The 23,614-nt window shown below is 62.1% G+C and carries 26 protein-coding genes; 16 read left to right on the top strand and 10 right to left on the bottom strand.

Features of this window, described 5'->3' with window-relative positions:
* Position 1 precedes the first annotated feature (1 nt).
* From QF039_RS15545 to QF039_RS15535, 3 genes are all read right to left on the bottom strand, one after another.
* Entirely contained in the window at positions 2–379 is a 378-nt protein-coding gene (locus QF039_RS15545) for a type II toxin-antitoxin system VapC family toxin (protein WP_003208092.1), read from the bottom strand.
* The gene (locus tag QF039_RS15540; RefSeq protein ID WP_003208094.1) at positions 376–747 is read right to left on the bottom strand and encodes a type II toxin-antitoxin system Phd/YefM family antitoxin; all 372 of its coding nucleotides are present in this window, start codon (positions 745–747) and stop codon (positions 376–378) included. Before QF039_RS15540 ends, QF039_RS15545 begins: the two co-directional genes overlap by 4 nt.
* 138 nt (positions 748–885) lie before the next feature.
* The gene (locus tag QF039_RS15535) at positions 886–1,818 is read right to left on the bottom strand and encodes a LysR family transcriptional regulator (RefSeq protein WP_102604793.1); all 933 of its coding nucleotides are present in this window, start codon (positions 1,816–1,818) and stop codon (positions 886–888) included.
* A gap of 118 nt (positions 1,819–1,936) precedes the next feature.
* Here QF039_RS15535 and QF039_RS15530 point away from each other — a divergent pair, with 118 nt between their 5' ends.
* The 3 genes from QF039_RS15530 to QF039_RS15520 all read left to right on the top strand — a co-directional run bounded on the left by QF039_RS15530 (position 1,937) and on the right by QF039_RS15520 (position 3,145).
* Positions 1,937–2,422, top strand: a complete 486-nt coding sequence (locus QF039_RS15530) for a DMT family transporter (RefSeq protein ID WP_008437061.1) — start codon at positions 1,937–1,939, stop codon at positions 2,420–2,422.
* Positions 2,423–2,426: 4 nt separating this feature from the next.
* On the top strand, positions 2,427–2,882 hold the full coding sequence (locus QF039_RS15525) for a DMT family transporter (RefSeq protein ID WP_003208100.1): 456 nt from the start codon (positions 2,427–2,429) through the stop codon (positions 2,880–2,882).
* 92 nt (positions 2,883–2,974) lie between these two features.
* Positions 2,975–3,145: a metallothionein gene (locus QF039_RS15520; RefSeq protein ID WP_008437063.1), complete on the top strand. Its 171-nt coding sequence runs from the start codon at positions 2,975–2,977 to the stop codon at positions 3,143–3,145.
* A gap of 117 nt (positions 3,146–3,262) precedes the next feature.
* Here the strand turns inward: QF039_RS15520 and QF039_RS15510 are convergent, their stop codons facing one another.
* Positions 3,263–3,505, bottom strand: coding sequence for a DUF6555 family protein (locus QF039_RS15510; protein WP_003208104.1), 243 nt, complete (start codon positions 3,503–3,505; stop codon positions 3,263–3,265).
* Positions 3,506–3,621: 116 nt separating this feature from the next.
* Here QF039_RS15510 and QF039_RS15505 point away from each other — a divergent pair, with 116 nt between their 5' ends.
* The 3 genes from QF039_RS15505 (at position 3,622) to QF039_RS15495 (ending at position 5,639) form a co-directional block, all read left to right on the top strand.
* Positions 3,622–4,386: a helix-turn-helix domain-containing protein gene (locus QF039_RS15505; protein ID WP_008437064.1), complete on the top strand. Its 765-nt coding sequence runs from the start codon at positions 3,622–3,624 to the stop codon at positions 4,384–4,386.
* Between the two features lie 89 nt (positions 4,387–4,475).
* Entirely contained in the window at positions 4,476–4,649 is a 174-nt protein-coding gene (locus QF039_RS15500; RefSeq protein ID WP_003208108.1) for a DUF1427 family protein, read from the top strand.
* A gap of 30 nt (positions 4,650–4,679) precedes the next feature.
* Complete coding sequence (locus QF039_RS15495) at positions 4,680–5,639, top strand: zinc-binding alcohol dehydrogenase family protein (protein WP_307519293.1); 960 nt, start codon at positions 4,680–4,682, stop codon at positions 5,637–5,639.
* 142 nt (positions 5,640–5,781) lie between these two features.
* Here QF039_RS15495 and QF039_RS15490 read toward each other — a convergent pair whose 3' ends face one another.
* Together QF039_RS15490 and QF039_RS15485 are read right to left on the bottom strand one after the other, a co-directional pair.
* Positions 5,782–6,819, bottom strand: a complete 1,038-nt coding sequence (locus QF039_RS15490; protein ID WP_087694158.1) for a purine nucleoside permease — start codon at positions 6,817–6,819, stop codon at positions 5,782–5,784.
* 20 nt (positions 6,820–6,839) lie between these two features.
* Entirely contained in the window at positions 6,840–7,796 is a 957-nt protein-coding gene (locus QF039_RS15485) for a nucleoside-specific channel-forming protein Tsx (protein ID WP_307519290.1), read from the bottom strand.
* 224 nt (positions 7,797–8,020) lie between these two features.
* Here QF039_RS15485 and QF039_RS15480 point away from each other — a divergent pair, with 224 nt between their 5' ends.
* On the top strand, positions 8,021–8,830 hold the full coding sequence (locus tag QF039_RS15480) for an aminoglycoside phosphotransferase family protein (protein ID WP_134326842.1): 810 nt from the start codon (positions 8,021–8,023) through the stop codon (positions 8,828–8,830).
* Here the strand turns inward: QF039_RS15480 and QF039_RS15475 are convergent.
* Entirely contained in the window at positions 8,800–9,747 is a 948-nt protein-coding gene (locus tag QF039_RS15475; protein ID WP_307519287.1) for an AraC family transcriptional regulator, read from the bottom strand. The two genes, QF039_RS15480 and QF039_RS15475, sit on opposite strands and share 31 nt — an antisense overlap.
* Positions 9,748–9,961: 214 nt before the next feature.
* Here QF039_RS15475 and QF039_RS15470 point away from each other — a divergent pair, with 214 nt between their 5' ends.
* Both QF039_RS15470 and QF039_RS15465 read left to right on the top strand, forming a co-directional pair.
* Complete coding sequence (locus tag QF039_RS15470) at positions 9,962–11,272, top strand: sugar ABC transporter substrate-binding protein (RefSeq protein ID WP_307519285.1); 1,311 nt, start codon at positions 9,962–9,964, stop codon at positions 11,270–11,272.
* A gap of 22 nt (positions 11,273–11,294) precedes the next feature.
* Complete coding sequence (locus QF039_RS15465) at positions 11,295–12,068, top strand: L-iditol 2-dehydrogenase (protein ID WP_003208119.1); 774 nt, start codon at positions 11,295–11,297, stop codon at positions 12,066–12,068.
* Between the two features lie 163 nt (positions 12,069–12,231).
* Here the strand turns inward: QF039_RS15465 and QF039_RS15460 are convergent, their stop codons facing one another.
* On the bottom strand, positions 12,232–12,939 hold the full coding sequence (locus tag QF039_RS15460; RefSeq protein WP_008437074.1) for an NUDIX hydrolase: 708 nt from the start codon (positions 12,937–12,939) through the stop codon (positions 12,232–12,234).
* A gap of 147 nt (positions 12,940–13,086) precedes the next feature.
* Between QF039_RS15460 and QF039_RS15455 the strand changes: the two genes are divergently transcribed.
* Genes QF039_RS15455 through nadE form a run of 3 tightly spaced genes read left to right on the top strand, consistent with a single transcriptional unit; the run spans position 13,087 to position 15,788 of the window.
* Entirely contained in the window at positions 13,087–13,734 is a 648-nt protein-coding gene (locus tag QF039_RS15455) for a nicotinamidase (protein WP_307519281.1), read from the top strand.
* Between the two features lie 10 nt (positions 13,735–13,744).
* Positions 13,745–14,971: a nicotinate phosphoribosyltransferase gene (pncB, locus tag QF039_RS15450; RefSeq protein ID WP_003208126.1), complete on the top strand. Its 1,227-nt coding sequence runs from the start codon at positions 13,745–13,747 to the stop codon at positions 14,969–14,971.
* Between the two features lies 1 nt (position 14,972).
* Positions 14,973–15,788, top strand: a complete 816-nt coding sequence (gene nadE, locus QF039_RS15445) for an ammonia-dependent NAD(+) synthetase (RefSeq protein ID WP_008437084.1) — start codon at positions 14,973–14,975, stop codon at positions 15,786–15,788.
* Here nadE and QF039_RS15440 read toward each other — a convergent pair.
* A complete protein-coding gene (locus tag QF039_RS15440) occupies positions 15,768–17,198 on the bottom strand; it encodes a serine hydrolase (RefSeq protein WP_307519278.1) in 1,431 nt (476 codons plus the stop codon). The two genes, nadE and QF039_RS15440, sit on opposite strands and share 21 nt — an antisense overlap.
* Before the next feature lie 25 nt (positions 17,199–17,223).
* Positions 17,224–18,138, bottom strand: coding sequence for a LysR substrate-binding domain-containing protein (locus tag QF039_RS15435; protein ID WP_003208132.1), 915 nt, complete (start codon positions 18,136–18,138; stop codon positions 17,224–17,226).
* Positions 18,139–18,527: 389 nt separating this feature from the next.
* On the opposite strand from QF039_RS15435, the gene QF039_RS15430 reads away from it, so the two are divergent.
* Genes QF039_RS15430 through QF039_RS15415 form a run of 4 tightly spaced genes read left to right on the top strand, consistent with a single transcriptional unit; the run spans position 18,528 to position 23,546 of the window.
* On the top strand, positions 18,528–20,087 hold the full coding sequence (locus QF039_RS15430; RefSeq protein WP_177055083.1) for an ABC transporter substrate-binding protein: 1,560 nt from the start codon (positions 18,528–18,530) through the stop codon (positions 20,085–20,087).
* 2 nt (positions 20,088–20,089) lie between these two features.
* A complete protein-coding gene (locus QF039_RS15425) occupies positions 20,090–21,031 on the top strand; it encodes an ABC transporter permease (RefSeq protein ID WP_003208135.1) in 942 nt (313 codons plus the stop codon).
* Entirely contained in the window at positions 21,028–21,906 is an 879-nt protein-coding gene (locus QF039_RS15420) for an ABC transporter permease (protein ID WP_102604802.1), read from the top strand. Before QF039_RS15425 ends, QF039_RS15420 begins: the two co-directional genes overlap by 4 nt.
* Positions 21,903–23,546: an ABC transporter ATP-binding protein gene (locus QF039_RS15415; protein ID WP_307519272.1), complete on the top strand. Its 1,644-nt coding sequence runs from the start codon at positions 21,903–21,905 to the stop codon at positions 23,544–23,546. The genes QF039_RS15420 and QF039_RS15415 overlap by 4 nt, the downstream gene beginning before the upstream one ends.
* Positions 23,547–23,614: the final 68 nt, after the last annotated feature.

Here is a 23,614-nt window from a genome sequence, read left to right as displayed (position 1 = left end):
ATTAAGTCAAAACGGCCAATGATGTGTATTTCGCCACCATCGGGTCGGCTGTCACTAACTTCATCGGCTCAATGATAGCCGTTGCAATGATGAGCCGATCAAACGGGTCCCTGTGATGGTGTTCAAGGTCCTTGACCGCGATGGCGTGCTCCGAGGTGATGGGCAGTTCCACGTAGCCGCTTTCCAGGCAGTATTCGCGAATTTCGTCCAGGTTTACGTTGAGCTTCCCGAGCCCGACCTTTATCGCCAGCTCCCAGAATGTGGCGGCACTGACGTAAATTTCAGCCGCGTTCTCGATCAGCTTTCTGGCCTTCGCTGGCAGTTTTGGATCATCGCTCAGGGCCCAAAGCAGGATGTGGGTATCCAGCAGTATTCTCATGGGTGGTTTCCCTCAAACGCATCCAGCATGTCGTCTGGCAATGGCGCATCGAAGTCATCCGGCACCACCAGTTTGCCCTTCATTGCGCCGATTCGCCGGCCTGTCGGTTTCCCGACAGGAACAAGGCGAGCCATCGCGCGCCCATGCTTGGCTATGGTGATGATTTGGCCGGCGGCGGCATCATCGACCAGTTTTGATAAATTATTTTTTGCTTCACCCAACGGTACGGTAATCATTTGGTCTTCTCGAGGTTTTGGCCAAATATAGCCAAAATTTCGTAAGCAGGCAAAGATCAACCGACTGCTGGCGGAGGGTGATTTTTGCGGGGACGATTGCAGGTTTCCGAACGGGTAATGACTGGCATCCATGACGTCTCTCCTGAAGGAATTCCTCGAAGTCTGCCCGAGTGCAAGCGGTTTTTGACCCGTGTTGTGGAAAATCAGATCGGACTTACTTGAAGGGGGATTTTTCCCGACAGTGCGGGCCGAATAGTTTCCCACAGTTGCTCAACGGTCCCAGTAAGGCACTGCCCCAAAACACTCGACGAAGTAATCAATCACGGTCCGCACCTTCAACGACAGCCGCCGGCTACCCGGCCACAGCGCAGCAATCTGTTGCGGCTCCAGGGTCGTCGCCACTTCATAGTCGCTGAGCACCGCCTGCAGCGTGCCGGCGCGCAGGCCTTCACCGATCAACCATGACGGGAACACCACCAGCCCCAGGCCTTGTTCGGCAGCGTGGGTCAGGGTGTCGGCGTGGTTGCCGGTGATCGGGCCCTTGACGCTGTAGGACGTCCAGTCGCCCTGGTCCCGGCGGAAGAACCAGCGCTGCTGGCCGGTGACGCCCTTGTAGGCCAGGCACTGGTGGTTCACCAGTTCGTCCGGATGCCGGGGCGTACCGAAACGCTCCAGATAGCCGGGGCTGGCAGCGAGACGAAAGCGCTGGGGGGCGAAGATTCGCGCCTGCATGCCGGAATCGTTCAGCACGCCGATGCGAAACAGCAGGTCTGTGCCGTCTTGCAACGGGTCGACGTAGGTGTCGGTTTGCTGGATATCCAGTTGCAGCTTCGGGTAACGCCGACACAGCTCCCCAAGCCACGGCGAGAGGTGGCGTTGGCCAAACACCATCGGCGCATTGATGCGCACCAGGCCGCTGGGTTCGCTTTCCTGTTCCTGCAACGCCTGGCCGGCGGCTTCCAGTTGCTCCAGCATCAATCGCGCATGCCGGCCCAGCAGGCGACCGGCTTCGGTAGGGCTGACCGCACGGGTATGGCGGTACAGCAACTGTTGGCCCAGGGCCTGCTCCATCAACTGGATCTGCCGGGAAATGGAGGAGGGCGCCAGGCCTTCGCGGCGTGCGACTTCGGAGAAACTGCCGTAGTCCAGTACCGCGACAAACAGGCGAAGCGCCTTGAAGCTCAGTTCGTTCAAACCCTGCATCATCACTCCATGCTGTGCGTATTGCGCAAAGGTGTTGTCGGCATGCTCCCATTTATCGCACAGCAGTGCCACCGGATAATACGCGCCATTGTTCCTCTCTCTAACGCGCAGGTGATGTATGCAGGCTTCTTCAGTGGCGGGTGTGGCTCAGGCCAAGCCCAAGACGTTTCTTCGGTTGTTGCTATTGCCGCTGGTGATCTTCGCCGGCATGGGCTTGTCGGTGGAGGCCGGCTTGCTGGGCCCGCTGGGTGTGCAGGTCGGCCACTTGTGGGCGACCTTGAGCATCTTCGGCGTCGGCTCGGCGATCCTGTTCCTGCTGTTGCTGTTCAGCGGCCCGCAAAAGGGTCCGGCGTTGACCGACCTGCCGCGCTGGCAATTGATCGGTGGCTTCCTGGGGCCGATGTACGTGGTGGTGCTGACCCTGGCGACCCCGCATATCGGGATCGCGATGACCATGATTGCGATCTTGTCGGGCCAGGTGGGCAAGAGCGTGCTGATCGACCACTTCGGCTGGTTTGGCACTGCCCGCAAGCGGGTCAACGTGGAGCGCTGGATTGCACTGGCGTTGATTGTGGTGGCACTTGTTCTGATTGCGCGAGGTTAAGGCGATGAACCTGATTCTGTTGTTGGTATTGGTAGTGGCCGCTGGTGCGGTATTGAGTGTGCAGGCCGCCATCAATGGCCGCCTCGGGCAGGCGGTGGGCGTATTGCGCAGCAGCCTGCTGACCTTTGTCGTGGGCGCGATCAGTACCGGATTGCTGATTCTGTTCTTTGAGCCCGCCCACGCGGTCAGCCTGCTGGACGTGCCGAAGTGGCAACTGACCGGGGCGTTGTTCGGGGTGGTGTACATGATGGTGATGGTCGGCGCGGTCCCGATTGTCGGCACGGCAGTGGCGACGGTGGCGGTGATTGTCGGGCAGTTGGGCATGGGCATGCTGATCGATAACTTCGGCTGGCTCGGCAACCCGGCGATCGAACTGTCCGGCAGCCGCATCGTGGCGATGCTGTGCCTCGCGCTGGCCCTGGTGTTCATGTACCGCAGCAACGCTCGTCGGGCTGACTGACGGGCCTTTGAACCTTGAATCGTTGCCTATAGTCATTGCTTGAGGTGTCGGCGTTCGCCGCACCTGGACGACCACGAAAAAGGAGTCTGACCATGCAAGAGAAAACATGTGCCTGCCCCCACTGCAACTGCCAGTTGGGGAAAAACGCGGTGATGAAGGATGGCAAGGGCTATTGCTGCCAAGGCTGCGCCGAGCATCATGCCCATGGCGAGCCTTGTGCTTCGGCGACCGGGTGCGAGTGTGCCAAGTCGGCGCACGGCTAACGCTGGCTGCCTCCTGTAGGAGCGAGCTTGCTCGCGAAACACCCGAGAGCGACGCGGAGCACCAGGTGCCCCGCGTCATCGTTAACGACCTTCGCGAGCAAGCTCGCTCCTACTGTTTCACGCGCTGGGGCGCGCATCCGAGCGGCGCCATTGCACGTTTTCGATGCCGAATTTCTCGGCCTGGGGCTGGCTCGTCTTCTTCACCTGCTCACGGGCAAAGCGCCCGATGCGGCCTACGCCGGCGTCGCAGCTCGCCCAATGCCAGGCTTCGGCGTTGTCGAGTTTTTCCAGGCGGATGATGAATGACTTGGGCTGGCCATGCAGCGTGTAGTCGATCACGAAAAGTTTTGCGTTAGTCATGGATCCGTAAACCCTCCTTGTGTCTTTAAGTGACCCTGCGCAGGTGGTAAAAATTCACTCGGATCATCCGGTTCACGTCTTATCATGGCGCTCCATCCTTGAACGATGTGTCTTCCATGGCCCTTGCCGCGCCTCCCGACCTCAGTGATCACGCCGTCCCCGTGCAACCCTTGGCGCGCACCTACCCGCGTGGGTTGTATGTCGAGCCCCATCAACACGATTGGGGCCAGTTGCTGTATGCCATGAGCGGCGTGATGTGGGTCGAGACACCCCAGGAAGCGCTGGTGGTGCCGCCCCAGCGCGCGGTGTGGCTGCCGCCGGGTGTCGAGCATGGGATTCGCGTGGTGTCGGACTTGCAGATGCGCAACATTTACCTGCGCCCGGCGCTGGCAGCGACCCTGGACAGCCAGGTGCAAGTGATCGAGGTCGGCGGGCTGCTGCGCGAACTGATCGTGGCGCTGGTGGAGCAGGGCGACAAGGGGGACCAGGCCTATTACGAAGCCGTGGTCGGCCTGGCCCTGCTGGAACTGCAACGGGCCCGGCGCTCGCCGATCCGTATCGCCTTGCCCGTGGGCGCCGACCGACGCCTGACCAGCGCCTGCCAGGCGGTGATGGCGTCACCGTCCCTGGACATTCCCTTTGAGCAGCACGCCGAAGCCGCCGGCGCCAGCGTACGCACCCTGGCCCGGCTGTTCCAGAACAGCCTGGGCATGGGCTTTGCCGAGTGGCGCCGCCAGGTGCAGTTGGCCACCGCCGTGGCCGAGTTGATCCAGGGCCAGTCGGTCAGCGCGATCGCCCGTTCCCTGGGTTATTCGCCGAGCAGTTTCAGCGACATGTTTCGCCGTGAACTGGGGATGGCGCCGTCGCAGTATCCCGTCTGAGGCTTGGCCGAAATCCTGAAGCACTTGGCCGATGCTTCGGTTTCAGGCCCCCTACACTGACCGCCTCAACCCTTGCTGCGGAGTGTTCCATGAATTACCTGATTTCCTTGGCCATCGGCCTGTTGGTCGGCGTGATTTACGGTGCCCTGGACTTTCGCTCGCCTGCGCCTCCTGCCATCGCCCTGATCGGGCTGATGGGCATGCTGATGGGCGAGAAGCTCTGGCCCATGGGCCGGCAAATGGTCAGCGCCTGGTTCTCCTGAAACCCTTTTTAACCTCGATGGATATTGGTCATGAAAGCACTGCAATTTTCCGCCACCGGCGATCTCGCTGCCCTTGCTTACGTTGATGTCGCCACGCCGGTGCCGGCGGCCGGTGAAGTCCTGGTGCAGATCAAGGCTGCCGGGCTGAACCCCAGCGACGTGAAGAACGTGCTCGGGCGTTTCCCCTACACCACCTTGCCACGCATTCCCGGGCGGGACTTTGCCGGGGTGGTGGTGGAAGGTCCGCAGGAACTCGTTGGCCAGGAAGTCTGGGGCACCGGTCGCGACCTGGGTTTTTTCGCCGACGGTTCCCACGCCCAGTACCTCACCGTGTCGGCCAAGGGCGTGGCGCACAAGCCCAGCCATCTGAGCTTTGCCCAGGCCGCCAGTCTCGGCGTGCCGTACACCACGGCGTGGGATGCGCTTGAGCGCAGCGGTGTAACCAAAGGCACGCGCTTGCTGGTGATTGGTGCCAATGGGGCTGTAGGCAGCGCGGCTTTGGCCCTGGCGAAGATTCGTGGGGCCCAGGTGCTCGGGGCCGTGCGTCGCCCGGAACAGGTCGAGGCCTTGCGCGAGCTGGGTTTCGAGGGGCTGTTACTGGGCCAGCCGGAAGCGCTGGGAGGGCAGGTTAATGCGCTGTTCGGTACGGGCGCCGATGTGATCTTTGACACCACCGGCTTCTGGTTGCCGGCAGCGGTGGCGGCGCTGGCACCTTTTGGCCGTATCGCAATCATCGCCGCGCCGGTTGACGGGCACGTGCAACTGCCGGCCCTGGCGTTGTATCGCAAGGGTGGTTCGGTGGTGGGGATCAATTCGCTGCTCTACAACTGCGAGCAATGCGCCGTGATGCTGGAGCAGTTCGGGCGGTTCTTCGATGAGGACTTGTTGCCGCTGCCGACCGGTTTGCGAGAAGTGTCGCTGGCGGACGGTGTGAAGTGCTTTGAGCAAGTGAACCAGGGCAGTGCCGACAAGATTATCTTCCTGCCCTGACCCGCTTATTGTGGGCGCGGGCTTGTGTGGGAACGGGCTTGTGTGGGAGCGGGCTTGCTCGCGAATACGGTGTGTCAGCCAATACATTCGGCACTGATCCACCGCTTTCGCGAGCAAGCCCGCTCCCACATTTGATCTTTGTTCAGGCTTCGGGAACGCCTTTTTCCCACGCCGACCAGTTCTTCAGAATTGCCTGCACCAGCGGATTACCAGTGCGATACAGGTTCTCCAGCGCCGGTACAAATCCGCCCTGGTCCGCATACTTCAGCAGGTTGTCCACTTCGCTGTAGCCCGGGTATGGCCGGTCAAAGTCGGAACCCGCCCGCACGACGGCCAACCGCTGGATATCCACCAAACCTTCGCGGCTGGCTCGCAGCAACGCTTCATAGGTGGAGTTGTCTTCCTGCTGGGTGGTGCAGTACACGCCTTTATTGTCCGTCAGCAATTTGGTCCAGACCTCGGCGCGCTCACTCAGGCGCGTCCCGGAGAACCAGGTATTGCCCGCCAGGGTGTCGCACTGGGTGACCTGCGGCGGCTGATTGGCCGGCGCGTACGGATAGTGTTTGCGCCAGGCCGTGGACTCCTTGCTTTCACTGAGCTCGACTTTTTGCGACAGCGCAAACGCCTTGGCTTGCAGCTTGGGATTGAGCTCGAACACTTCGGTCTTGTAGTCCAGCGGCGGCTTCTCGTTCGGCCCCTTGGTATTGATGCCGATATAGCCGGTCGGCCAGTCCTTCGGCGCGTCCCGTGAATCCAGTTCCCATTGGGTTCCGAATTCCACCAGGTAATGGGCCCACGCGGCGGTGCCGATGGTGCCATGGTGCGGGTTGATCCCGGCGATCCCGGCGATCAGGAAGTAGCTCTGGCGCAGATCGAACTTGGGCGACAACGCTAGCGCCAGGGTCGAGGCGGCAGCGTTGGTCTGGCCCATGCCGGTCACCAGCAGGCACACGTCCTGGGTGTTGCAGCGGATCACTGGATACTCGGCCGACAGGCCTGGCACGCGAACTTCCTGCTTGAGTTCCAGGCGATCGATCCAGTTCTGCGCTTCGGGGGCGAACATGGTGATCAGCATCACCTTGGGCTTGATCGGTGCCGGGGCATCAGCCAGCACGACGTGCGGCAACAGCGCCCCGGCGGCCAGTCCGATGGCGATTGAAAGGCGGGTAAAGGTCTTCATCTACTGCTCCTTGTTCACACTCAGAATTGATAGCCCACACCGGCGTAGTAACCCCAGCCGTTGGAGCGGGCGCGGAAATTACCGTCGCCAAAGTTCAGCTCGCTGCCGTCTTCCCAGTTGCCGCCGTTGTGGAAGTAACGGCCTACCAGGGTGAAACGCAGGTGAGTGAACGAATACAACAGCACGTTTGTTGCAACCAGGGCGTTGGCGGTGCGCGCGGGGTTGTCTTTGTGCAGATCCGAGCCGAAATCGTAGTTGGTGAAGCCGATATAGGTCAGCGACGCACCATTGTCGAAGCTGCCGATGGGCACGATGTATTTCATCTGCGCACGGTAGCCGTCCCATGAGTATTCGTTGCTGGCGCCGTAGTTTTCCCACTGGTAACGGCCATAGAAGTTGGCCGACAGGTTGACCCGCGAGTGGGTCTCGATGTCGGTGCCCAGGCCGCTGTACAAGGTGTTGGCACGGTTGTCCTTGTTGCTGCCGTGGTCGTAGATCCAGTCAAACGCCACATACCATTCCTTGAACGGGCCGATGGCCAGGCTGCGACCGGCCAGGTAGTCGATGGAGATGCGCGGTTCGTGCTCCATGAACACCGGCGAGCCGTGGTCCCACGCGCCTTTGTCATTGCTGTTGCCGATCCCGAAGATCTTCGGGATATCGACGTAGCCATACAGTTCGAACGGGCCCTTGCGGCCGAAGTATTCGTACTCCAGGTACACGTCATCGGCGGGTTTGGGGCCGAAGCTGATGTCTTTGCTGCCGATCACCGTCAGGTCCTGATTGAACCAGTCCGACAGGTACACGCCTTTTTTCGACGGGCTGGCTTCCGGGGCCAGGGCTTCGCCCTGTGCTGAGTCATCGGTGGGTTTTTCCTGCGCCAAAATGGGTCCGCTGAGTACTCCCGTAACGGCAGCCAGTAGCAGGGAAACAGCAAAAGGGGTAGCCGACGCGGATCGTCTGGAAGTGGGTTGCATTGAAAATCCCTGTTCGTACGCGGTTGGGGCCCGATTCTTCGGGTTGAGGTGAACCTGGTTGCCAAGTTCGTTCCGCAAACGTTTGCACAGGTTGTACCAATTTGTGTCAATTGCATGAAGGAATTGAGAAAAGTGGGAAATAGTCGGCCTTTTGGTCAGAAACGTAACGGACCGGGTAAAGGCGTGTGTGGCATCCTGCAGGACCTCGCACTGGGAGCCGCCCGATGTTCGATCACTATTTGAAACGCTGGAACCTGACACCCGAGGATGACGCCATCATCACCCCCGGCAGCGACCTGCTGCCGGTGCGCTGGGATGGGCAGCCGGCGATGCTCAAGATCGCCCGCGAGCCCGAGGAAAAGCTCGGCGGCGAGTTGATGACTTGGTGGGCCGGCAAGGGCGCCGCCCGCGTGTTTTTCCATGACGGCGATGCCGTGGTGATGGAGCGCGCAACCGGCCCGGGTTCGCTGATGCACATGGCCCTCAACGGTCAGGACGATGAAGCCAGCCGCATTGCCTGCGCCACCGTGGCGTTGTTGCATGCGCCGCGCCCGTCGCCACCGGCGGGCTTGCACTCATTGGAGCTCTGGTTCCGCTCCCTGTGGCTCGCCGCTGAGGGTAAAGGCGGGCGGATACGCGAGTGTGCCGCCACGGCGCGCAGCCTGCTGGCGTCACCTCAGGAACCGGTGGTGCTGCACGGTGATGTGCACCACGACAACATCCTCGATTTCGGCCCCCGGGGCTGGCTGGCGATTGATCCCAAGCGGGTGGCCGGCGAGCGTGGCTATGACTACGCGAATTTGATCTGCAATCCGGATTTGCCCACTTGCACCGATCCGGCGCGATTTACACGCCAGGTCGAGATCATCGCCGGGGCTGCGGGCCTGGAGCGCCAGCGCCTGTTGCAATGGGTGGTGGCGCACGCCGGTTTGTCGGCGGCGTGGTTTCTGGAGGATGACCAGCGACACCGCGCCGATAGGGAGCTGGAAGTGGCACGCCTGGCTCAATGTGCCTTGGTAAACGGCAGCGCCTGATCATCATTGCGGTTAAACAGGTACATCGCGGTTTCCCGGCGATATTCGCTGGGCGTCTGGTTCATCTCGATGCGAAAGTGCCGGTTGAAGTTGGAGAGGTTGGCGTAACCCACTTCAAAGCAGATATCGGCCACTGACATTTCGCTTTGCAGCAACAGGCGGCAGGCGCGCTGCACCCGGAACTTGCGCATCAGGTCGATAAAGCCGTGACCGGTGACGCGCTTGAAAAAACGCGAGAAGCCCGGTTCGCTCATGTCCAGCCGTTGGGCGATCACCGACAGCCGCAGGTCGCCGGTCAATTCCGTCATCAGGTATTCGAAGGCCTTGTGGATACGCTCCGAGCTGCGGGCATCCAGGCTTGGCGTGTAGCAGACACTGGCCAGGCAATGGGCTTCCCCGGAGGGCGCCTGCCCTAAGGTATGCAGTAACTGGATGAACAGAATCAGGCGCGCCAGGCCCTCGGCGGGGCCGATGGACTCCAGCAGGTGCGCAGCCTTCAGGGCGGTTTCACCGGTGAATTCCAGGCCGCGCCGGGCCCGGTCAAACAGGCCTTGCAGGTCGCCCAGCTCGGGCAGCGTGGTGCGCAGGGCCAGCAATGCGGCGCCGTCGAACTGCAACACCACATCGCGCCCCGTCAGGTACTCGCCGGGGGCCAGGTCGCCGATCCAGTCGTGGGGCAGGTCGGGGCCGATCAGTGCGACATGGCCGGCGCCAAACGCACCGATATAGTCGCCCGCCACGAGCTTGCCGCTGCCCTGGCGGATCAGGTGGATTTCAAATTCGGGGTGATGGTTCCAGCGGGCCAGCTCGAACGGATAGTCATGTTCGTACCAGCGAAAGCCATGCTCGGGCTCGGCCAGAATCACTTCCAGCTCGGCGGGGCGTTGCTCGAAAAGGGCGGATCGGCTTGCTGGCATGGGCTTGGCCCTTCTGGGCTTTTTAGAATCGCACCAAAATACGCCCTTTGTCCAAGTAGCCGCTACCCCGGATTTTGCCCGCCACTGATACTTTTTTGATCTTGGCGATGCGGTTAAAAAAGTATCAGCCAGGCATCCGCCATTCGTTTGTCCGGCTCCGGGCAAGCTGCTGTAATCGGGCCGTCAACAACAAAAACAATAAGTGGAAACCGCCATGCTCAAGATTCCGAAAGCGCTGTTCCTGCTCTCCGGCCTCACGCTCGCGATGGCCGCACATGCTGCCGAAACCGTGACCATCGCCACGGTCAACAACAGCGACATGATCCGCATGCAGCGCCTGTCCAAGGTGTTCGAACAGCAGCACCCCGAGGTGAAACTAAACTGGGTGGTGCTCGAAGAAAACGTCCTGCGCCAACGCCTCACCACCGACATCGCGACCCAGGGCGGCCAATTCGACGTACTGACCATCGGCACCTACGAAACCCCGTTGTGGGGCGCCAAGCACTGGCTGGAACCGATCACGCCGCTGCCCGCCGACTACGACGTGGAAGACATCTTCCCCGCGGTACGCCAGGGCCTGTCGGTGAACAACACCCTCTACGCGTTGCCGTTCTATGGCGAAAGCACCGTCACCTATTACCGCACCGACCTGTTCAAGCAGGCCGGCCTGGCGATGCCCGAGCATCCGACCTGGACCCAACTGGGCGAGTTCGCCGCCAAGCTCAACCAGCCCGCCAAGGACCAATACGGCATGTGCCTGCGGGGCAAGGCCGGCTGGGGTGAAAACATCGCGTTGCTGAGCACCATGGCCAACGCCTTTGGTGCACGCTGGTTCGACGAACAATGGAAACCCGAGCTGACCAGTCCCGAGTGGACGGCGGCGGCGAACTTCTACGTCAACACCCTGAAAAACTATGGCCCGCCGGGCGTCTCCAGCAACGGTTTCAACGAAACCCTGGCGCTGTTCAACAGCGGCAAATGCGCGATCTGGGTCGACGCCAGCGTTGCCGGCTCGTTCACCACCGACAAAACCCAAAGCAAAGTCGCCGACAGCGTGGGTTTTGCCGCCGCACCCACCGAGGTCACCGACAAGGGTTCGTCGTGGCTGTACGCCTGGTCCCTGGCAATCCCGGCCACCTCCAAACACAAGGACGCCGCCAAGGCCTTCATCACCTGGGCCACCTCCAAGGAATACATCCAGCTGGTAGCGGATAAGGACGGCATCACCAACGTACCGCCGGGCACGCGCCAGTCCACCTACAACGCGGCGTACCTGGCCGCGGCGCCGTTCGCCAAGGTGACCTTGCAGATGATGCAACACGCCGACCCCGCGCACCCGTCGGCCAAACCCGTGCCGTACGTGGGCATCCAATACGTGACGATCCCCGAGTTCCAGGCCATCGGCACCTCGGTGGGCAAGCTGTTTTCGGCAGCGCTCACCGGCGGCATGGCGGTCGACAAGGCACTGGCCGAGGCGCAGTCCACCACCGAGCGTGAAATGAAACGCGCCGGCTACCCGAAATAATCACCTCAGGGACACTGCATTGATGAAACGACTGGAAGGTAAAAGTGCGCTGGTCACCGGCAGCGCGCGGGGCATTGGCCGGGCGTTTGCCCAGGCCTACATCAACGAAGGCGCGACCGTCGCCATCGCCGACATCAACCTGGAGCGGGCGCGGGCCACCGCCACGGAGCTGGGCCCGAAAGCCTACGCGGTGGCGATGGATGTCACCGACCAGGCGTCCATCGATGCCGCGATTGCCGCCGTGGTGGCGCAGGCCGGCAAGCTCGACATCCTGATCAACAACGCCGCCTTGTTCGACCTGGCGCCCATCACCGACATCACCCGCGAGAGCTTCGACCGGCTGTTCTCGATCAACGTCGCCGGTACGTTGTTCACCTTGCAGGCGGCGGCCCGGCAGATGATCAAGCAGGGGCATGGCGGCAAGATCATCAACATGGCCAGCCAGGCCGGGCGCCGGGGTGAGCCTCTGGTGGCGGTGTACTGCGCGACCAAGGCGGCGGTGATCAGCCTCACGCAATCGGCGGGGCTGAATCTGATCAAACAGGGCATCAACGTGAACGCCATCGCGCCGGGAGTGGTGGACGGCGAACATTGGGACGGGGTGGACGCGATGTTTGCCAAGCACGAAGGGCTGCCGCTGGGCGAGAAGAAAAAGCGCGTAGGAGCAGAGGTACCGTTTGGGCGGATGGGGACTGCCGAGGATTTGACCGGAATGGCGGTTTTCCTCGCGTCCAAAGAAGCCGACTACGTGGTTGCCCAGACCTACAACGTCGACGGCGGCAACTGGATGAATTGAGCGGGACGCAGCTCCTCGAACCATCGCAGATCAAAAACTGTGGGAGCGGGCTTGCTCGCGAAAGCGGTGTATCAGTCAATCTATCCGGCGACTGACAGTCCGCATTCGCGAGCAAGCCCGCTCCCACAGTTGATCTTCATTGTTCTGGGAAGGGGGCTTGGTCTTATTCGGCAAAGCTGCGATCAAAGAAGTACACCGCCCCAGGCTTCAGATTCTCCACTGTCGCCTGCGGCCGTCCGCCCTCGCCATGCTTCTTGCGCCCCGTCTCCCGCAAAAAACCGGCCTCGGTCAACTTCAGCAACCGCTGGCGAATACTGGTCTTCAGCACCGGCCGCGCCAATACCAGCGAAAAGATCGTAGTCGCCTCCGGCGCACTGAACTCATTGCCCAAAAACATCAATGGCAAGCTGCTGTACAGCGACTTGGAAAACAGCCTTTCCTGTACCGCTGCCACAATCGCGTTGTGATCGAAGGGCAGCTTGACCCCGCCAGTCGCCACGGCATCAACAGAGCACCACTTTTGATGCCCCCCCAGCTCCACCTCATCAGCCACGATCGCCAGGTAATAGGTCGACGACGACCAGCAGCGCGGATCGCGAAACGCATCGCCCACCGTCCCCACTTGCTCATACCAGGCCAGCGGCAACCCAACCTTGTCACTGGCCCGCAACCGCTCCACGGCATCCTGCAGGCTCAGATCTTGCACGCCGCCATTCACCACTACACCGGGCAAGGCCCAGTGCCCGGCGAAGGGCTCGGCGTCGCGCTGGTTGAGCAATATCTTCAGTTCCCCGGATGCACGGCAATAGAACAGCACGCACAAGTCCACGGTGTGCAGGTAGGCGCTAAGGGTTGGGGCGTGGTCTGGCATGTCGGGTCCTGTTGGCAGCGGTGGGGCACAGTCTAACGGATCAAACGGGTGTGTCGTGTACTTGATCCAGCATAGATAACAAAATGTTTGTTGCCATGAAAGTACATGACGTGTACTTTTATATCCAGGCCACAGGAGAACACGACCATGACCGTCTCTAAGAACGCTATCGCCTCATTCGACGTTGACGCCCAGAAGAGCTTCACACCGCTGTGCCCCAACGAATTGCCGGTCGCTGGCGGTGACCAGATCGGCGCCGAGCTCAATTACATGGCCAGCCTCGCCGCGCGCCGTGTCGGCAGCAAGGACGCCCATACCCCGCACGCGCCCTGGGTGGTGCAACAGCACAGCCAGATGCTGCAACCCACCGGGCTGGTACATGCCGATGTCACCTGGGTCGCCCACTGTGTGCCCGGCACCGAAGGTTTCACCCTGTTGGACGAATTGCCCACGCCCTATGACTACGACTACTTCATCTGGAAGGGCGTCGAACCCGACCTGCATCCCTACGGCGCCTGCTACCACGACCTCCACGACAAACTCTCCACCGGCGTTATCGAATACCTCAATGCCCAAGGCATCCAGCGTGTGATTGTCGGCGGCCTGGCCCTGGACTACTGCGTCAAGACCACCGCCTTGCAACTGCTCAAGGCCGGTTTCGAGGTGATCCTGCACCTGCCGGCATGCCGTGGCATCAGCGAGGAGGGCGGTGTGCAGGCGGTCAGCCATCTGCAACAAGCAGGCGTTGTAATTACCCGCAATCGGGAAGAACTGGTCGCGATGGCCGCGCGTTAAGGAGTACCTCATGGAAAGTGCATACGACTACGAAAACGCTGTGATCCAGGGCCTGCTGGACACCGACTACTACACCTTCACCATGATGCAGGCCGTATTGCACCAGCACCCGAATGTCGATGTGGAATACCAGTTCATCGTCCGCTCCAGAGAGAAACTGGGGCACCTGATTCCCGAGCTGCGGGTGGAGCTGGAAAAACTCGCCGGCCTCAGCATGCGCGAAGGCGAGCTGCGCTTTCTGTTCAACCAGCGCCGTGAGTACTTGACCCCGGATTTCGAGCGCTTCCTGGGGCTGTTCCGCTTCAACCTGCGCTATATCCACGTCAGTGAAATCGACGGCCAACTGAACGTACGCGTGGTCGGCCCGATGCTGCACTGCATCATGTTCGAACAGCCGGTATTGGCCCTGGTCAGCGAGCTGCGCAACCGCGACAAATACCCCGACGTCAGCCTCGAAGACGTCACCCGCAAGCTCTACCAGAAATTCGACTGGCTGGAGAAAAACCTCACCCGCGACGAACTGGCCGACCTGCGTGTCTCGGACTTCTCCACCCGCCGACGGTTGTCGTTCAAGGCCCAGCGTGAAGTGGTCGACATCATGCGCCGCGACTTTCCCGGCCAGTTCATCGGCACCAGCAATGCGCACCTGGCCTACGAATTCGACCTGCCGCTGATCGGCACCATGGCCCACCAGTGGCTGATGGTGCACCAGCAACTGGGGCGGCTGCGGGAAAGCCAGAATGCGGCGCTGGAAAACTGGGTGCGCGAATACCGTGGGCGCTTGGGTATCGCCCTGACCGACTGCATCAGCACCGACTTTTTCCTCAAGGATTTCGACCTGTACTTTGCCAAACTGTACGACGGTTTGCGCCAGGACTCCGGTGACCCGATCGTCTGGGCCGACAAGGTGTTGGCCCGCTACAAGGAGCTGGGCATCGACCCGATGACCAAGGACCTGATGTTCTCCGATGGCCTGAATTTCGAGAAATGCCTGCCGATACTGCGGCACGTGCGGGGCAAGGCCAAGTTCGGCTTTGGCATGGGCACCAGCCTGGCCTGTGATGTCGACGGAGTGGAGCCGCTGAGCATCGTGATGAAACTGGTGCGGGTGCACGGCGAGCCGGTGGTGAAATTCTCCGATGACCCGATCAAGAACGTCTGCGAAGACGCCTCGTTCCTGCAGTATGCGGCGCAGGTGTTCAACGTCGGCAACGTCAATCCGCAACTGGGGGTGTGACATGGACACTCAGGCACGTATCGCACAAGAACTGAAGATCAACCGGCTGCTCGGCAAGGGAGGCGAGGGCGCTGAGCTGCAACGGCGCATCGACTTCATCAAGGGCACCTTGCGCCAGTCCGGCTGCCATGCGCTGGTGCTGGGCATCAGCGGCGGTGTCGACTCACTGACCGCCGGGCGCCTGTGCCAACTGGCAGTGGAACAACTGCGCAACGAAGACTACGAGGCGCGGTTTATTGCCATGCGCCTGCCCTATAAAACCCAGGCGGACGAGCGCGACGCCCAGGCTTCCCTGGACTTTATCGCACCGGACCGGATCGAGACGCTGAACATCGCCGCCTGCGTCGACGGGCTGATGGGCAGCCTGTCTGCCGCGCAAGCCAGCGCTGAACGCATCGACTTTATCAAGGGCAACGTCAAGGCCCGGGCGCGGATGATGGCGCAGTACGCCGTGGCGAACCTGCACAACGGCCTGGTGGTGGGCACCGACCATGGCGCGGAGGCGCTGATGGGATTTTTTACCAAGTTCGGTGACGGCGCCTGCGACCTGGCGCCGCTCTCAGGGCTGACCAAGACCCAGGTGCGCCTGCTGGCCAGCGCCCTTGGCGGGCCACGGCAGTTGGTGGCTAAGGCACCGACTGCCGACCTGGAAGAACTGGCACCGGGCAAGCCGGATGAGTTGGCGTATGGCTGCAGCTATGACGAGATCGACCGCTACCTGATGGGCGAGGCAGTGAGTGAGCGGGTGAGGGCGATTGTCGAGAGCGCCTACCTCAAGACCGCCCACAAGCGAGCATTACCGGCTGTTCCCGACTAAGACTTCCTGCTCCTTCCCGGCACTGTTGACGTTGACCGTTCGCGCCACGCTCACGCGGTCACCGTCAAACCCGCACACCACCCGATCGCGAAACGCGGTTTGCGGGTAGATCCAGGTCATCTCCAGCGTCCTGGTATCCAGCCAGCGCGCGCCGGCAACGATCTGCGCATCCTTGAACTCATAACCGTGGTGCAACGCCCGGCCCGGCATGTTGGTGGTGCCGGCGATCCAGTGATCAATCCCCACCTCTAGGGCATGAGTCGCCTTGCTGTCGGTCAGTTGGAAGCGCAGTACATTGCCTTCGACGGCGAACGCCAATTGCTGCACATCCAGCCCGTTGGGCTCTACCTGATACACGCCCGTGAAATCTCTCGGCCCTGCACACGCTGAAAGCAACTCAGGCCGCTGTGCCATGCTCGCCAGACGTTGCTGCAACCGTGCATCCGCTTCGGGTTTGACCGTGCAATCATCGCCAAACGCCGCCGGAAAATGCCGCTCGACAAACGGAATCAGCTCCGCCGAATTCTTCATCCCGCCGATCACCACCAGCGTTGCACCGTACTCGCGGAACACCATCGCCATCTGCACAAACACCCCGACAGCGCTGAAGGCGTGTGCCGGTTTCATCATCCAGTGATAACCGTAGCGGCTGTCCGGCCCGCCTTGTGGTCGGGTGGCCGCTGCAACCCAGGCCGCCGGTAGAACCTGCTTGCCATGCCACACGCCGCCTTGTGCATGCAGCACACCGAGCTTGAGCATGGCCGAGGTCGGCGCCTTCAAGCCATTGCCGCCGGGATTCACGCCATCGGGGCCGATGTCCCAGCTTTCATTATGGATATCCAGCGGTACAAACAGCCGGGGCTTGAGGTACGCGTGCAAGGTTTGCCCGGTGACCTTATTGATCAGCGCCGAGAGCATGTAGCTGGCCGCACTCGTATAGACGTAGGTGGTGCCCGGTGCATAGGCCAGCGGGATTTTGAAGAACTCGGCAATCCAGCTGGTCTCGATCCCCCGCCACACTGAACCCGAGGTATTGGCGGCGTGGCCGGTGCGCATGGTCAGCAGGTGTTCTACGGTCATGTCCGCCAGGCGCGGGTCGGCACCCACCGGCACACACTCCGGAAAGAACGCCACCAGCCGGTCATCCAGTTTCAGCAAGCCTTCATCCACGGCCAGGCCAATGGCGCAGGCGGTGAAGCTCTTGGCCACGGAGTGCAATACCCGTGGCTCGTTGGGGTCCACCGGCCAGCTCCAGCCTTCGGCGACTACGTGGCCGTGGCGGTGCAGCATCAGGCCTTGCAGGTCGAGGCCGGCCGCTTTCACTTCATCGAGAAAGGCAATCAGGTGCTCGGGATCAACGCCGACGCTGCTGGCGCTGGCGCGGGACAAACCATCGTAGGACATGGGCATAAACAGGCTCGTAGGGGGAGGGAAATCAACGACTGCGGTGCACCAGCCGCGAATAGGAAATCAGCATGCTGGTCAGTTCCTGGCTGACGCTGGTGAGCGGCGATGAACGGCGGCTGATCAGGCATACATCACGGGTCGCCAGCGGTTCTTCGATGGCGATGGTGGTCAGGGCGCTGGAAAACAGCTTCATCCCCGGCAGCATGCGCGGCTCGATGGTCAGGTAATCGGTTTCCGAAACGATGTGCAGGGTTTCCAGCAACGAATCAGTGGTGATCGCAATCTTTGGCGGCGCCAGGCCCTGGGTACGGAACAGCTCGATCAAGCGGTTCTCCGCGCCGCCCACTACGCCGGCCGGGCGTACGCTGATCCACTGGCAGTCGGTGAGGGCTTGCACGGATTTTGCGTGGGCCTGCGGGTGGCCCTTGCGCGCAATGATGCCGGCGTTTGAGCTGTAGAGGCGGTCGATGGCCAGGTCGATATCGGCCACGTTGGGCGCCAGCGGGCACAAGACGAAATCCAGGCGGCCATCGCGGACTTTTTCCACCAGGCCCTTGGTGGTGCCGCTGGCCACGTGCACCTGCATGCGCGGGAAGCGCTGGGTGAAATTGCTCAATACCGGCAGCAGCAATTCGGCCAAGGGTTCGGAGGTGACGCCCAGGGCGATATGGCCTTCGGGCTCGCCTTTCCAGGGTTGCAGGTCGAGCAGGGCACGTTCGCAATCGAGAGTGATGGAACGGGCACGAGCCAGGAACACCTCGCCGGCCGGGGTCAGGTTGATGCCTTGGTTGGAGCGTTGCAGCAGCACCACCCCGAGTTCCTTTTCGAGGGTCTGGATTGACTGGGTCAATGTGCTTTGGGCCACATCCAACTGGCGTGCGGCCGAGCGGAAGCTGCCTTTTTCAACCACGGAGCAGAACGCGCGAAGATGGGTGAGGGTCATGACGGTGGGCTCGCTCAGTGCTGCATTTAAACCATTGAATGCCAGCCAGCTTATCTGATGACTATAGGTGAGCACAGATCGGTCTGGATGATCGCGATCATTATTTCTGATCAGGAAAACCCCATCTTTTCCAGCTCAAGGCCCTGATTTCTCGGTACGGTAACGCCAGGGCAACCCACGGATGGTTGATGATCGGATAAACCGAGCCCGATCACTCGGAGCGTTCTTCTCAAGTTGATTGGGTGGCGAATAAGATCGGTCCAGGAACATTCGCAAACCGTAATCAGCGACTAAAACAACAACAACTATTCAGGTGTTCGGCCGTGCCTCTTTTTGGGTCCTGCCAGCGTCCGAACCCAAGCGTAAGGATCATTCAAGGTGCATTTATCATGAACAAGACTTTATTCCTGGCTGGCGCCTTGTCCGCCGCGCTGGTGGGCACTGCCCACGCCGAGAATCTATTGAAAGTCGCGTTGAACGCCGACATTCGCAGCACCGAGCCAGGCGTCAACCGTGACACCAACTCCGACGCCGTCATCTTGCACATTACCGAAGGACTGGTGGCCTTCCGTGAAGATGCCACCGTCGGCCCGCTGCTGGCCAAGGACGTGCAGGTGTCCGACGACGGCCTGCGCTACACCTTCCACCTGCGCAACGGGGTCAAGTTCCAGAACGGTGCGCCGTTGACCTCCGCCGAAGTGCTGTGGACCTGGAAACACTACCTCGACCCGAAAACCCAATGGCGCTGCGCCCCTGAGTTCGACGGCCATGGCGGCGCGAAAATCGTCGACATGAGCGCCCCGGACCCACTCACCGTGGTGTTTACCCTGGACAAGCCCAACGGCCTGTTCCTCACCAGCACCGCGCTGCCGGAATGCGGTGGCAGCGGCATCCTGCACCCCGACTCGGTGGTCGACGGCCAGTGGAAAGCCCCCATCGGCACCGGCCCGTTCCGCCTGGGCGAGTGGAAGCCCGGCCAATACATCGACCTGCTGCGCAACGCCAACTACACCCCGCGGGACGAGAAAGAGCCGGATGGCTACACCGGCAATAAAACCACGACCCTCGACCGCGTGCGCCTGCTGGTGATCCCGGACCCGGCGGCGGCCAAGGCGGCCTTGCTGTCGAAGAACGTCGACCTGCTGATTGACGTCACGCCGCTGGACGCCACCGAACTGGCTGCCAACCCCGGCATCAAGGTCACCTCCAGCGGCACCATGTCGGTCAACGCGTTGCTGTTCCAGACCCGCGACCCCTTGCTCAAAGATGTGCGCCTGCGCCAGGCCATCGCCCATTCGCTGGACTCCGCACAAATCGTCGCCGCCCTGACCGGTGGCCGTTCCCAGGCCAACAATTCGATGGTCGCCAGTGGCAGCCACTACCACCAGGCAATCGAGAACCAGGGCTTCGATTTCGACCTGGCCAAGACCGCCCAACTGCTGCGGGAAGCTGGCTATAAAGGCCAGCCAATCAAACTGATCGTCAACAAGCGCTACGCCGCGATCTTCGACATGGGCGTGTTCGTGCAAGCCATGGCCAAGGCCAGCGGCATCAACCTGGAACTGGAAACCCTGGAGTGGGGCACCCAGCTGGAGCGCTACCAGACCGGCAACTACCAGATGATGGCGTTCCCGTATTCCGAACGCCTTGACCCGGCCCTGAGTTTCGACTCGATGACCGGCGACAAGGACAAGGAAGCGCGCAAGGTCTGGGACAACCCCCAGGCCCAGGAATGGCTGCGTGAAGCCCAGCGCGAAGGCGATATCAGCAAGCGCCAGGCGCTGTTCGACCAACTGCATCAGCAGATGCTCAAGGACGTGCCGATGATCCCGATGTACAACGGCAACGCCATCGCCGCCAGCCGTGATTACGTCAAAGGCCTGCGCACCTGGCCGGTGTCCAAGCCGCGCCTGTGGACCGTCAGCGTGCCTGCGACCGGGAGTAACTGAGGATGTTGCGTTTCATCTTTCAACGGCTGGCGATGTCGATCCCGACCTTGCTGCTGATCTCGCTGATGGTGTTCGCGATCATCCGCCTGGTGCCCGGTGATCCGGCGCTGCTGATGCTCGGCGACATGGCCGATGCCCACAGCCTGGAGGTCGCCCGTGCGTCCCTGGGCCTGGACCAGCCGCTGCCGCTGCAGTTTGTGATCTGGCTCAAGGCGGTGCTCAGCGGCGACCTCGGGCATTCCATCACCACCAATGAAGCCGTGTTGCCGCTGATCCTTGACCGCTTCCAGGTGAGTGCCGGGATCGTGCTGGTCTCGGTGTTGCTCGCGGCGTTGATTGCGGTACCGGCGGGCTTGCTCTCGGCGTGGAAACAGAACAGTTCCCTGGACTTTGGCGTGGTCTCCACCGCGACCCTGTTGCTGTCGATCCCGAGTTTCTGGCTGGGCCTGCTGTTGCTCTACGCGTTCGGCATCAAGCTCGGCTGGCTGCCGGTGGTGGGTTACGTGTCATTCGGCCAATCGCCGTGGCAGGCCTTGAGTTTTATCGTGCTGCCGATTGTCACGCTGACGTTGGTGGAACTCGGCGCGATCACCCGCATGGCCCGGGCCAGTGCAATTGAAGTGCTGCGCCTGGAATACATCACCCATGCCCGCGCCAAGGGTTTGTCGGAGCGGGCGGTGTTGTGGCGCCATGCGCTGCGCAACTCGTTTGCACCGACCCTGACCCTGATCGGCCTGATCCTCGGCAACCTGCTCAGCGGCATCGCGGTGCTCGAAACCGTGTTCACCCTGCCAGGTATCGGCCGGCTGATGGTCGACGCCATCTACGCCCGGGACTACCCCGTGCTGCAAGGCTGCCTGCTGCTGGTGACCTTTGTTTATGTGCTGGTCAACCTGTTGGTGGACCTGCTGTACCCGCTCTTCGACCCCAGGGTTAAGTTATGAATAAGCCTCTACCTGCCGCACCCGAGGTGCTGTTGCCGGCACCGGCGCGTGCCCCCAGGGCCTGGCGTATGCCGCCGCTGAACGCGCTGATCGGCGCGCTGCTGCTGGCCTTGTTGTTGATCATGGCCTTGCTGGGCCTGGTCTGGACGCCCCATGACCCGTTGGCCTTGAACCTGCTGGCGCGCTTGCAGGCGCCCACCGCCGCGCACTGGCTGGGCACTGACGAGTACGGTCGCGACGTGCTGAGCCGCCTGATGATCGGCGCGCACACCAGCCTGTGGGTGAGTGTGTTGACGGTGACGCTGGCGATCACCGCCGGCACGGTACTGGGCCTGCTGGCCGGGTTCCTGCGGGGCTGGGTCGACCGGGGCTTGATGATGGTCAACGATGCGTTGCTGGCGTTTCCCGGGATCCTGCTGGCCCTGGGCTTGATGGCGATCATCGGCCCGAGCCTGTACGGCATCGTGTTCGCCTTGAGCCTGGCCTACACACCGTCGGTGGTGCGGGTGGTGCGCGGCACGGTGTTGTCGTTGCGCGAGAAAGAGTTTGTCGAAGCCTCGCGGGTGATCGGTAACTCCGAGCTGTACACCATGCTGCGGCACATCGCGCCGAACTGCGTGGCGCCGGTGTGCGTGCTGGCCACCAGCATGTTCGGCTGGGCGATCCTGGCGGAAAGCTCCCTGAGCTTCCTCGGCCTGGGCGTCCCGCCGCCGGCCGCCACCTGGGGCAACATGCTCGCCGCCAGCCGGCCGTATATCGCCACGGCCAGTTGGCTGGGGCTGTTTCCCGGTGTCTGCATCGCCATGGCGTTGCTGGCGTTCAACCTGTGCGGCGATGCCTTGCGCGATCGTCTCGACCCGCGGATGAGTAAATGACCATGACTGACATCCTTCTGGCAGTCGACAAGCTGAAAATCCGCGTGGGGGCCAACGGCCCGCTGGCGGTCAACGACCTGAGCTTCACCATCGCCCCCGGCGAAATCGTGGCGCTGGTGGGCGAGTCCGGCAGCGGCAAGACCATGGCCGCCCGCGCCGCCATCGGCCTGTTGCCACCGCCGCTTGCACAATGCAGCGGCCAGGTGCGTTTCCAGGGCCATGACCTGGGCAGCCTTGCGCCGGAGCAATTGCGCCAGTTGCGCGGGGCGAAGATCGGCATGGTGTTCCAGGAACCCATGGTGTCCCTCAACCCGTCCATGAGCATCGGCGAGCAAATGGCCGAGGGCCTGCGCCTGCACACCAGGCTGAGCGATGCGCAGATCCGCGAGCGCAGCCTGGAGATGCTCGGGCATATCGGCATCAAGGACGCCGAGCGTTGCCTGGCGGCGTTTCCCCACGAGTTCTCCGGCGGCATGCGCCAGCGCATCATGCTCGCCTCGGTGATGCTGCTGCGCCCGGCCTTGCTGATTGCCGACGAGCCCACCACGGCCCTGGATTGCCTGGCGCAACTGGACGTGTTGAAACTGATGCTCGACCTTACCCGCGAGCAGGGCACGGCGATCCTGTTTATCAGCCACGACCTGTCGCTGGTGGCGCGCTACGCCGACAAAGTGGTGGTGATGCGCGAAGGCCGCGCGGTGGAGCAGGGCACCATCGAGCAGATCCTGCTGGCGCCCAAGGCCGAGTACACCCGGCAACTGCTCGAGGCCCTGCCGCGGCGCGGCACCCTGGCAGCCTTGCCCAAGGCGGACCGGCCGTTGCTGACGGTCAAGGACGTGTGCATCGAGCACCCGGGGCCGCGCAGCCTGTGGGGCCGCAGCCAGTTCAAGCGGGTGGTGCATTCGGCAAATCTGTCCATCGCCCCGGGGGAAACCCTGGCGCTGGTGGGCGGCAGCGGCTCGGGCAAGACCACCCTCGGCCGGGCGATTGTCGGCCTGAACAGCCCGTGTTCCGGTGCCATCGAGTTTGAGGGCGTGGACATTCTCAAGGCTGGCAACCGTGACCATCGCCTGCAATGCCAGATGATTTTCCAGGACCCGTATTCGTCCCTCGACCCGCGCATGAAGATTGGCGACATCCTCGCCGAACCCCTGCGCCATGTGCCCGGCATGACGCCCGCGCAGCGTCGTGAGCGGGTGGCGAAAACCCTGGTGGACATCGGCCTGGCGGAACAGTTTGTCGACCGCTTCCCGCACCAGTTGTCCGGTGGCCAGCGTCAACGGGTGGCCATTGGCCGGGCGCTGGTGCGGCACCCGCGACTGGTGATTGCCGATGAGCCGATCTCGGCGTTGGACATGACCATCCAGAAGCAGATCCTCGAGCTGTTCGAACGCCTGCAGGCGCAGTACGGCTTTGCCTGCCTGTTCATCTCCCACGACCTGGCAGCGGTGGAACGCATCGCCCACCGGGTGGCGGTGATGAGCGAGGGCAGGGTGGTGGAAATGGGTGCCCGCGACGAGATCTTCGACCGCCCGCAGCACCCCTACACCCGCAAGCTGCTGGCCGCCGCCAGCCCCTTGGAGAAACTTGAAAACGGTGGCTACCGCATCCGCCAGGGCCCCGTACCGCTAGCGCTGTAACCCAGGACTGACGTCACCCGCCGCGCAAATCGCCGATTTGCGCGAACGGCGAAGCCATGCCCGAAGAA

Source organism: Pseudomonas sp. W2I6 (assembly GCF_030815935.1).
In the GTDB taxonomy this organism is placed as follows: Bacteria; Pseudomonadota; Gammaproteobacteria; order Pseudomonadales; family Pseudomonadaceae; genus Aquipseudomonas.
This window is presented reverse-complemented; position numbering and strand designations above follow the sequence as displayed.

Bases quoted from the DNA above. Each gene is read 5' to 3' on its own strand.
- QF039_RS15500 (WP_003208108.1), top strand. From the start codon at position 4,476: ATGAATTACCTGATTTCCTTGGCCATCGGCCTGTTGGTCGGCGTGATT.
- QF039_RS15470 (WP_307519285.1), top strand. From the start codon at position 9,962: ATGCTCAAGATTCCGAAAGCGCTGTTCCTGCTCTCCGGCCTCACGCTC.
- QF039_RS15510 (WP_003208104.1), bottom strand. From the start codon at position 3,505: ATGACTAACGCAAAACTTTTCGTGATCGACTACACGCTGCATGGCCAG.
- QF039_RS15435 (WP_003208132.1), bottom strand. From the start codon at position 18,138: ATGACCCTCACCCATCTTCGCGCGTTCTGCTCCGTGGTTGAAAAAGGC.
- QF039_RS15480 (WP_134326842.1), top strand. From the start codon at position 8,021: ATGTTCGATCACTATTTGAAACGCTGGAACCTGACACCCGAGGATGAC.
- QF039_RS15495 (WP_307519293.1), top strand. From the start codon at position 4,680: ATGAAAGCACTGCAATTTTCCGCCACCGGCGATCTCGCTGCCCTTGCT.
- QF039_RS15455 (WP_307519281.1), top strand. From the start codon at position 13,087: ATGACCGTCTCTAAGAACGCTATCGCCTCATTCGACGTTGACGCCCAG.
- pncB (WP_003208126.1), top strand. From the start codon at position 13,745: ATGGAAAGTGCATACGACTACGAAAACGCTGTGATCCAGGGCCTGCTG.
- QF039_RS15415 (WP_307519272.1), top strand. From the start codon at position 21,903: ATGACCATGACTGACATCCTTCTGGCAGTCGACAAGCTGAAAATCCGC.
- QF039_RS15425 (WP_003208135.1), top strand. From the start codon at position 20,090: ATGTTGCGTTTCATCTTTCAACGGCTGGCGATGTCGATCCCGACCTTG.
- QF039_RS15465 (WP_003208119.1), top strand. From the start codon at position 11,295: ATGAAACGACTGGAAGGTAAAAGTGCGCTGGTCACCGGCAGCGCGCGG.
- QF039_RS15540 (WP_003208094.1), bottom strand. From the start codon at position 747: ATGGATGCCAGTCATTACCCGTTCGGAAACCTGCAATCGTCCCCGCAA.
- QF039_RS15485 (WP_307519290.1), bottom strand. From the start codon at position 7,796: ATGCAACCCACTTCCAGACGATCCGCGTCGGCTACCCCTTTTGCTGTT.
- QF039_RS15475 (WP_307519287.1), bottom strand. From the start codon at position 9,747: ATGCCAGCAAGCCGATCCGCCCTTTTCGAGCAACGCCCCGCCGAGCTG.
- QF039_RS15525 (WP_003208100.1), top strand. From the start codon at position 2,427: ATGAACCTGATTCTGTTGTTGGTATTGGTAGTGGCCGCTGGTGCGGTA.
- QF039_RS15490 (WP_087694158.1), bottom strand. From the start codon at position 6,819: ATGAAGACCTTTACCCGCCTTTCAATCGCCATCGGACTGGCCGCCGGG.
- QF039_RS15545 (WP_003208092.1), bottom strand. From the start codon at position 379: ATGAGAATACTGCTGGATACCCACATCCTGCTTTGGGCCCTGAGCGAT.
- QF039_RS15535 (WP_102604793.1), bottom strand. From the start codon at position 1,818: ATGCAGGGTTTGAACGAACTGAGCTTCAAGGCGCTTCGCCTGTTTGTC.
- QF039_RS15420 (WP_102604802.1), top strand. From the start codon at position 21,028: ATGAATAAGCCTCTACCTGCCGCACCCGAGGTGCTGTTGCCGGCACCG.
- nadE (WP_008437084.1), top strand. From the start codon at position 14,973: ATGGACACTCAGGCACGTATCGCACAAGAACTGAAGATCAACCGGCTG.
- QF039_RS15440 (WP_307519278.1), bottom strand. From the start codon at position 17,198: ATGCCCATGTCCTACGATGGTTTGTCCCGCGCCAGCGCCAGCAGCGTC.
- QF039_RS15520 (WP_008437063.1), top strand. From the start codon at position 2,975: ATGCAAGAGAAAACATGTGCCTGCCCCCACTGCAACTGCCAGTTGGGG.
- QF039_RS15530 (WP_008437061.1), top strand. From the start codon at position 1,937: ATGCAGGCTTCTTCAGTGGCGGGTGTGGCTCAGGCCAAGCCCAAGACG.
- QF039_RS15430 (WP_177055083.1), top strand. From the start codon at position 18,528: ATGAACAAGACTTTATTCCTGGCTGGCGCCTTGTCCGCCGCGCTGGTG.
- QF039_RS15505 (WP_008437064.1), top strand. From the start codon at position 3,622: ATGGCCCTTGCCGCGCCTCCCGACCTCAGTGATCACGCCGTCCCCGTG.
- QF039_RS15460 (WP_008437074.1), bottom strand. From the start codon at position 12,939: ATGCCAGACCACGCCCCAACCCTTAGCGCCTACCTGCACACCGTGGAC.